This is a genomic window from Mesorhizobium sp. M1342, from assembly GCF_040317955.1.
In the GTDB taxonomy this organism is placed as follows: Bacteria; Pseudomonadota; Alphaproteobacteria; order Rhizobiales; family Rhizobiaceae; genus Mesorhizobium.
In genome coordinates this window covers 61426-69063 of sequence record NZ_JAMYLI010000031.1, presented here as the reverse complement: position 1 = coordinate 69063, position 7638 = coordinate 61426, and the positions used below count along the sequence as shown (strand labels likewise).

7 protein-coding genes and 1 pseudogene are annotated in these 7638 nt (G+C 63.7%); 5 read left to right on the top strand and 3 right to left on the bottom strand.

The window, feature by feature from the left end; all coding sequences use genetic code 11:
• The 5 genes and pseudogenes from NKH06_RS26660 to NKH06_RS26640 all read left to right on the top strand — a co-directional run.
• Window positions 1-141: pseudogene (locus NKH06_RS26660) on the top strand (HlyD family type I secretion periplasmic adaptor subunit); the annotation flags it as partial.
• A gap of 358 nt (window positions 142-499) precedes the next feature.
• Window positions 500-985, top strand: coding sequence for a type II RES/Xre toxin-antitoxin system antitoxin (gene parS, locus NKH06_RS26655; RefSeq protein ID WP_352554104.1), 486 nt, complete (start codon window positions 500-502; stop codon window positions 983-985).
• The gene (locus NKH06_RS26650) at window positions 982-1491 is read left to right on the top strand and encodes an RES family NAD+ phosphorylase (protein ID WP_352441449.1); all 510 of its coding nucleotides are present in this window, start codon (window positions 982-984) and stop codon (window positions 1489-1491) included. The genes parS and NKH06_RS26650 overlap by 4 nt, the downstream gene beginning before the upstream one ends.
• A 229-nt stretch (window positions 1492-1720) precedes the next feature.
• On the top strand, window positions 1721-2158 hold the full coding sequence (locus tag NKH06_RS26645) for a hypothetical protein (RefSeq protein ID WP_023813918.1): 438 nt from the start codon (window positions 1721-1723) through the stop codon (window positions 2156-2158).
• Window positions 2159-2330: 172 nt separating this feature from the next.
• Window positions 2331-3440: a DUF4432 family protein gene (locus tag NKH06_RS26640; protein WP_352441450.1), complete on the top strand. Its 1110-nt coding sequence runs from the start codon at window positions 2331-2333 to the stop codon at window positions 3438-3440.
• Here the strand turns inward: NKH06_RS26640 and NKH06_RS26635 are convergent.
• Genes NKH06_RS26635 through NKH06_RS26625 form a run of 3 tightly spaced genes read right to left on the bottom strand, consistent with a single transcriptional unit; the run spans window position 3437 to window position 7263 of the window.
• The gene (locus tag NKH06_RS26635; protein ID WP_352774571.1) at window positions 3437-4318 is read right to left on the bottom strand and encodes an alpha/beta hydrolase; all 882 of its coding nucleotides are present in this window, start codon (window positions 4316-4318) and stop codon (window positions 3437-3439) included. The two genes, NKH06_RS26640 and NKH06_RS26635, sit on opposite strands and share 4 nt — an antisense overlap.
• Before the next feature lie 25 nt (window positions 4319-4343).
• Entirely contained in the window at window positions 4344-6395 is a 2052-nt protein-coding gene (gene fhuB, locus NKH06_RS26630; RefSeq protein ID WP_352441452.1) for a Fe(3+)-hydroxamate ABC transporter permease FhuB, read from the bottom strand.
• The gene (locus NKH06_RS26625) at window positions 6388-7263 is read right to left on the bottom strand and encodes an ABC transporter substrate-binding protein (protein WP_352441453.1); all 876 of its coding nucleotides are present in this window, start codon (window positions 7261-7263) and stop codon (window positions 6388-6390) included. Before NKH06_RS26625 ends, fhuB begins: the two co-directional genes overlap by 8 nt.
• Window positions 7264-7638: the final 375 nt, after the last annotated feature.

The window sequence follows — 7638 nt, the reverse complement described above, 5'->3', positions numbered from 1 at the left end:
GAACTGACGAAGCTCAAGGACCTGACGCTCGTGCCCGGCATGCCGGCCGAAGCGATGGTCCAGACGGGCGAGCGTACGGCGCTTTCCTATTTTGTGAAGCCGCTGTCGGACCAAATCAGTCGGGCATTCCACGAGGAATGATAGTAATCCACAGAAATATATTGTTGGTATTTATGTTGGTTGTTCGCAGGCTACGTGGGTAGTAACATCCTGAAAGTACTGGCATACTTTCCTCACTTGGATTCCGCCTCTGGGCACCATTTTCCAGACAATATCAATGACTTAATCGTTGGACGCTTAGCCGTCTTGCGCGCCGTCAAGACCCTGCCCACTACGTCAGATACGACCGCCTTTCCGGCCTTAATTCTAATCATCTGGCTACCGACGCCGCGCACTCGGTCATATCTTCCGGACTGGGTTCAAGTAGCGCCCGCTGCCCACTTGAAATCGCCACCGTCAACTGTCATATTTTACGCGACAGTTGACGCAGGAGGCGCACATGACGGCTACGGCGGATAAGGTCGTTACGGAAGCGAGAGACGGCGGTCTCCAACGAGTGGAGGCACTGCTCGGCGGGTCTCGTATATTGTCGCGTCGATTGACCAGCGCACTTGATGCGCATGAATTGCTTCTAAGTGGCCTGCCGGCCTCGGCGCTAAACCATCTCGTCGGACAACTGGTCTTCATTGACAAGACGGCGTCCCTCGAAAAGGCGGTTGGTATGAGCCTGCGAACCTGGCAGCGCCGCAAAGACGCTCCATCCAAGCCTCTTAGCCAAGAGCAAAGCGGACGGACTTGGAAATTCGCAGAGATCCTGGCGAAGGCGACGGATGTCCTCGGTACGCAGGCGGAAGCTGAGCAATGGTTGGAGCGCCCGGCGATCGGTCTCGACCAGCGCCGTCCGATCGATCTTCTGGGCACTCCCGCCGGCGTGGAACTGGTCGAAGACTATCTCGAACGGCTTGAATACGGCGTCTATGCATGACGCCTCTGCCAATAGCGCTCGGAGGAACGGAACTCATCGCGTGGCGGCTTGACCAGGCCGTCCATGCCGCGACATGGAATAGTGGCGAAGGTGCCTATCGGGTGGGCGGCCGCTGGAACAGCAAGGGCGTAAGAGCTGTGTACTGCTCGATCGATCCCGCCACGGCTATCCTCGAAGTCGCCGTACATAAGGGTTTTCGCGCCCTCGACACAGTTCCTCACACGTTAACAGCCGCTGTCATCAGCGATGCATCGGCTATACATGTCGTCGATCCTGCAAGCGTGCCCAATCCGAACTGGCTGCGCCCCGGCATACCAAGCGCGGGTCAGCAGGCATTCGGGGATGACCTTCTGATGGGCCATCGCGTGGTGGCGATACCGAGTGCGGTCTCTTCACATAGCTGGAACTTGATCTTCGTGGCAAGCGTAGCGACAGATACCTATGCGCTGAAGCTCCAGGAAACTTTTGCTCTCGACACAAGGCTGCATCCCCCGGCCGGCCGCTAATCTGGCCGCGTGGGCGCTGTGTGCAAGGCGTCGGCTCACCGGGAGTCGCAGCCAAAATATCTGCCGCTTGGTGACGGCCAGCAGGGTGGCCATAAAAGCTGGCCAACCGGTCACCGCAAGCATCATTGGCCGAAACAAGTTTGCGCTCTTCTGCCTGCATGCGGATTTAATTTGCTTGGCCACCCGTCAACCCTGGGGCAAACTGCCTGCCGGGGCTGCAGGAGGTGAAATGAGAGCACGCGCAGCAACGCTTGGGGATCTGGAGGATGTCTTTCGCGGTCTGTCCAAGCGGATGTCGGACGAATACGTGGCGGCCGGCAAGGACAGCAAGATCGCCTACGACAATCTGATGATGAATTTGAAGGAGGGCCGCGCGCACGCGCTTGTCGAGGGCGACAAGGCCGTGGCGATTATCGCCTGGCACGAGAACAGCGACGCCGCCGACACGCTGTTCGCCGCACGGGAGGATTTCTTCCGTGCGGCGACCGTTCGCTTCTGCAAGCGGCATATCCGGCACATCCAGGCGCTCGCCGGCAACCTCGCCATCCACTCGCGCAGCTGGCTGCAGGGGCCGGATGTCGCAAGATGGTTTGGCGTTATCGGCTATGTCGAGCGCGGCCGGGAGAACGGCGCCACTTTGTTCGAGCTGCCGCCGGCTCGCGGATAAGCAATCGCGGGATATTGCCTGGCAAGCTTGCAGTTCGAAGCGCTCTCCCAGGAGGGCGCGAAGCTCTGCCACCAGCCGTCCTGGCAGAAGCTGTGAGACGCGCTGCCGTTGATTTCCAGATGTTTCCTGCGACTATCGGAACGCACGCTTGCGGAAGATAGAGGTCGAAACAATGCATCTGGACCACTCCGATCACGTCTTCGTCGACCTCGTGCCCGAGCAGTTCGGCCCGTCGGAAACCATCGTCGCGCGCTATCGCGGGCTTGTCGCCACCGCCTTTCGCTATCGATCCGGCGTTGCCGGGCTTCGGATCAGCAACGCGAAGGGCGAAATCGTCATGCTGCCGTTCCAAGGACAGCAGATCTGGGACGTGACCTTCCTCGGCCGCTCCCTGACCATGCGCTCGATGTTCGATGAGCCGGTCGCGACCCGGGACTATCTTTCCAACTACGGCGCGTTCTTCATTCACTGCGGCGCTACCGCAATGGGAAATCCGGGCCCGGATGATCGTCACCCGCTTCACGGCGATCTGCCCAATGCGCCTTATCAGGACGTGCAACTGATCGCCGGCAGCAATTCCGAAGGACCCTTCCTGGCGCTGACGGGGCGCTGCCGACAGACCGTCGCTTTCAGCCATGACTATGTGATGGAGCCGACCGTACGGCTGCAACTCGATGCCAGCAGCGTCGCAGTCGACATCGTGATCGAGAACCTGAAACGCTCGGCCATGGAGTTGATGTACCTGGCGCACATCAATTTCAAGCCGGCCGACGGCGGGCGCCTGGTCGACACCGTAGCGGATGATTCCGCGGACATTGTCGTGCGCCAGACGCTGCCGCCCTTTTTCACACCGAGCGAAAGCTACCTTGCTTACCGCGATGCCGTTGTCGCCGATCCTTCGCGGCATCGCCTGCTGACCAAGGGCGAGCCGATCGACCCAGAACTCGTGCTGACGATGAGGGCTAAGGCGGACCTCCAGGGCTGGGCGCACGCCTTGCAGGTCCATCCGGACCGTACGGCGGATTTCGTCAGCTTTCGCCCCGACGAGCTCAATTATGCCGTCCGCTGGATCACGCGCGGCGCCGACCAGGACGCACTTGGCCTCGTGCTGCCGGCCACCGCCGAACCAGACGGCTATCTTGCGGCCAAGGAAAGAGGCCGCCTGGTTCGCGTCGTACCCGGGGAAAAATTCCGCTGTGCCCTGCGTTTTGGCGCTATGGACGCGGACGCAGCCGCACAACGGGAACAAGCCATCGCAGCGTTGAGAGGTGAAGGCCGTTAGTCGCAAGCCCTGACCGCAAACGCTGCCTGAACCGCGCGATTGACCGTGACCGGCAGGATCGACATGTGGTTCTCGCCGGCGTGCAGCTCGAAGCGCGCGCGCACGCCCGGGAGAGCATCAAGCCGCTGCGCCATTGCCCGCGCGAATTCGTCGGTGCGTGTCACCTTCTTCTGCCGCAGGCGCTTTTCCTCGTCCTCGGCGCCAATCTGGAACGGTGCCAGCTTCTCGGTCTCGTACTCGCCGGCCGACAGGATCATGGTCGCCGCCAAACCAGCGGGAACGGCGGCCTCGAAGGTTTCGAGAAAGCGGTCGATGGCACGCTCTTCCCAATAGAGGGCGGGGCTTGCCGCGATCCAGGTCTGGAAGGCAGAAGGCCGCGTGAACAAGGCATAGAGCGCAAACAGACCACCGAAAGAATGGCCATAAAGCGCCTGGCGGCTTGTGTCGACCGTGACCCGACCGGCGACCCATGGCTTCAGCTCGTCTTCGATGAAGGCAAGGAATTCCGCTGCCCCACCCGTCCGGACTTCGGGCGTGCCCTCGTAGAAGGGCGGATAGGTCTTGCCCGGCGGCGGGCCGAGGTCCCATGAGCGGCGCAACGGGTCGTAGCCGCCCTCGACGGGATAGCCAATGGCGACGATGACGCCCCAGCCGACATTGGTGCCCGTTGGATAGAAGGCCTGCGCGCGCACGGCGTCGACCGCCGTGCCGATGACGGCATTGCCGTCGGTCATGTAGAGGACCGGCCAGCCGGCTTCTGGCACCGGCCCGGACGGCACATGCAGGAATATCCGCCAGGGGGCGCCGCCCTGCGCCGGGACGAAGTCGTGGATCGTGGTGTCGGCAATCAAGGCTGGCGCCGCCATCGACTTGGACATGGATATCTCCAGAGGGACAAAAAAGTCAGCGGCGGCGCAGCAGCCACATCAGCACCGGGCCGCCGATGAGCGTGGCGACGAGACCGGCCGGGATCTGGCGCGGGAAGATGGCGGTGCGGCCCACCCAGTCGGCGGCGACCATGATCAGCGCGCCGGCGAGCACCGCGCCAATGGCCTGCGGCAGCGCACGGGAGAGGCCAAAGCGACGGGCAAGGTGCGGCGCCATCAGGCCGATGAAGGTCAGCGGACCGACGATCAGCGTCGAGGCTGCGGTGAGTGCCGCGACCACCAGCAGCACGAAAAGCCGCGTCCTCTTCAGGTCAATGCCAAGGCCCTGCACAGCGGCGGGGCCAAGCGGCAGGATGTCGAGCCAACGCATGAAGAAAGGCGCGAGCGCGAAGAGGCAGACGGCGATACCACCGGTCAGCAAGGCGTCACCGACATCGACGCCATAGGTCGAGCCGGTCAGCCAGTTGAGCAGCAGCATGGCACGCGGATCGCCGGTGGCGGTGAGCACCAGGATCAGCGCGTCGAACAAGGCCGTCAGGGCAACGCCTGCGAGCAGCAGCCGCTCCGGCGCATAGGCGGCACGGCGGCCGATCGCCAGCGTCACCAGCAAAGCGGCGAAGGCGCCGATGGTTGCCGCCGCCGTCTGAACCGGGCGTCCGGCATCGGAGAGCGCAAACAGCGCCACCATCATGCCAAGGGCGGCACCGGCGCTGATGCCAAGCACTTCCGGGCTGGCCATCGGATTGCCGGTCAGCCGCTGCATCATCAGCCCGGCGAGCGCCAGCATCGCCCCGGCGCTCAGCGCGGCAAGCACACGAGGCCACCGCCACGACAGCAAAGGCTGCAACTGGTCGCCGAAGGCGAGGGTCCAGCCATGCGGACCCGGTCCATAGAGCAGGGCCAGCCCGAGCAGCAGAAGCAGAGCCAGGCCGATCGCCACCAGCACAAGGCCGGGCCGGCTTGCGCGCGGCAGGCGCGCGGCCATCAAGGTCGGGACTTCCGAGCCAAGAGCAAGGCGCGGCAGCAGCCAGAGAAGCAGAGGCGCGCCGAGAAGTGCTGTGATCGCTCCGGTCGGCAGCAGGTCGCCTTGCGGTCCAGTGGCGATCTGTACGGCCTGGTCGGCTGTCCACAACAGCGCCCCGCCGATCAGCGGCGCCATCACCAGTTGTTGGCCCAGCCGCCGGGCACCGCCGATGCGCGCGAGCGTCGCCGCAGCCAGGCCGACGAAACCGATGACGCCGACAGCGGCAACGACAAACGCGATCAGGGCGACCGCGGCCGCTAGTCCTGCGAAGCGATAGGCGCCGAGCGGCACGCCAAGGCTGCGCGCGCCTTCATCGTCGAGACCAAGCAGGGCCAGCGGCCGCACCATGAGGAAGATCGCCAGTGCCGCGCCGCCGATGCGTGGCAACAGCCACAGTGTCATCGACCAGTCCTGCTGGCCCAGCGAACCGACGCCCCAGATGAACAGGCCGGCCAACCATTCATGCCGCAGCACAATGAGGGCAGCGCCGATAGCGCCGGCATAGAGACTGACAACAAGCCCCGCCAGCACGACCGAAAGCGGTGACAGGCCTTTGTGCCAGGACAGAGCGATGACGGCGGCAAGGGCAACGAATGCGCCGCCCAGCGCCACCCATTCGCGGCCAAAGGCAAGCAGCGACGGTGACAGAAGCGTTGCTAGTGCCAGCGCCAGATAGGCGCCCGCCGAGACGCCAACCGTTTCGGGCGAGGCAAGCGGGTTGCGCAGAACCTGCTGCAGGACGGTTCCGGCAAGCCCGAGCGCCGCACCGCATAAAAGGCTGACGGCAAGCCTGGGCAGGAAGGCGTAGTGGACGAGCACCTGCCGCATATCATCAATGTCCGGGGCGGCGAGCGATTGGAGCCAGAGCGCCGATGGCAGCTGCACGGTGAGGTTTGAGACGGTTGCCGCGATCGCCGTCGCGAGCAGCACCGCGCAAAGCAGGATCGCGCCTACCGGCTGATTGCCAAGAGAGCCCCATGGCAAGGCGCGGCCCGACGGCGCAAGCTTTCCTTCTTGAGTGACGGCCGCGGCATCCTCAGCCATGGGCGGCCTCCGCGGTCATCGCCGACGCCAGGACCCGAGCAAAACGGCGCGCGGATGGAAGCGCGCCAAACATCAGGACGGCAGGAAGGCGCATGATCCAGCGGTTGCGCACGAAAGGCATGGCGTTCCAGACCGGACTTTCGGTCAGCGTGCCGCCAGCGCCCTCAGGCAAGGGTTCGAGATAGGCGAGGCGCGCATCGCTGGATGTTGCCAGCCCGTCGATACCGACGGTCGAAAACCCCCAGTAATTGGTCTCGGCCGTCCACGCGTTGCTGAGCCCGATGCGGTCGAACACCTCCTGAAACAGGCTCTTTGCGCCGTAGACGCGCACATTGCGGGGGTCCAGGAAGCTGACGACATAGATCGGCCGTGCCGACAGCGGCGCCAGTTGCTGGCGAACTTCCGTAAAATACGCGTCTGTCGCCACGATCAGCGCTTCGCCTTCGCTTTCCTTGCCGACAAGCCCGGCGAGCTGGCGCGTCGCCTCGACGGCGTGCTGATAGGGCTGCCCGGCTTCGGTGTAGAGACCGATCGTCGTCACCGGAGCCACGCGTTCGAGCAGCGGCTTGATGCCGTCGAGATACGGCATGGACAGGATGATGTCGGGCCTGAGCTGCTGCAGGAATTCAAGATTGGGCTCGAGCAGCGTGCCGACATCGGCGATGTCAGGCGGCAGCCGCGGCTCGACCACCCATTTCTCCCAGACCTCCCGATCGGCAATGGCGACCGGGCTGACGCCGAGCATGAGCAAGGTCTCGGTCAACCCGTCATCCAGGCAGACTATGCGCAACGGACGGGCTTCAGCCGTGGAGAACCCCATGCCGGCGAACGGCAGCGTGAAAAGCCCGAGCGCCTGGCGCCGGGTCATTCGGCTGCGCAAGTGATCGGACGCGGCTCTCGACTGGGGCTCTCGGTCTCTCTGCAATGCGGCGTGCCCTGCTTTTCGGGATACGGTCTCCAGTGACCACTGCCCGGTTGACTATGAAACATGAGTTTAATAGTCAACATTTTGGTGGCCTGACAAGTCAACTTTTACGCAACCGCATGCCAGGCGCAGCCGCCGCTTGGCCGCAAGGCGATTCGCCCGTACAACAGCGCTGTGCGATGTGGCCGCCAAAAAATCACGGCCCGCGAAGCCCAATCCGCGCCTCGCATCATTTTTCCTCCACGAAGGCATTCCATGATAGACGAAGCCACGGTCGCCTTTGGGCAGCCGTTTCCTGGATTGCCTGAGAGACCAAAG

Excerpts from the sequence above, each read along its gene's own strand:
- parS (WP_352554104.1), top strand. The coding sequence starts at position 500 with ATGACGGCTACGGCGGATAAGGTCGTTACGGAAGCGAGAGACGGCGGT.
- NKH06_RS26650 (WP_352441449.1), top strand. The coding sequence starts at position 982 with ATGACGCCTCTGCCAATAGCGCTCGGAGGAACGGAACTCATCGCGTGG.
- NKH06_RS26645 (WP_023813918.1), top strand. The coding sequence starts at position 1,721 with ATGAGAGCACGCGCAGCAACGCTTGGGGATCTGGAGGATGTCTTTCGC.
- NKH06_RS26640 (WP_352441450.1), top strand. The coding sequence starts at position 2,331 with ATGCATCTGGACCACTCCGATCACGTCTTCGTCGACCTCGTGCCCGAG.
- NKH06_RS26635 (WP_352774571.1), bottom strand. The coding sequence starts at position 4,318 with ATGTCCAAGTCGATGGCGGCGCCAGCCTTGATTGCCGACACCACGATC.
- fhuB (WP_352441452.1), bottom strand. The coding sequence starts at position 6,395 with ATGGCTGAGGATGCCGCGGCCGTCACTCAAGAAGGAAAGCTTGCGCCG.
- NKH06_RS26625 (WP_352441453.1), bottom strand. The coding sequence starts at position 7,263 with ATGACCCGGCGCCAGGCGCTCGGGCTTTTCACGCTGCCGTTCGCCGGC.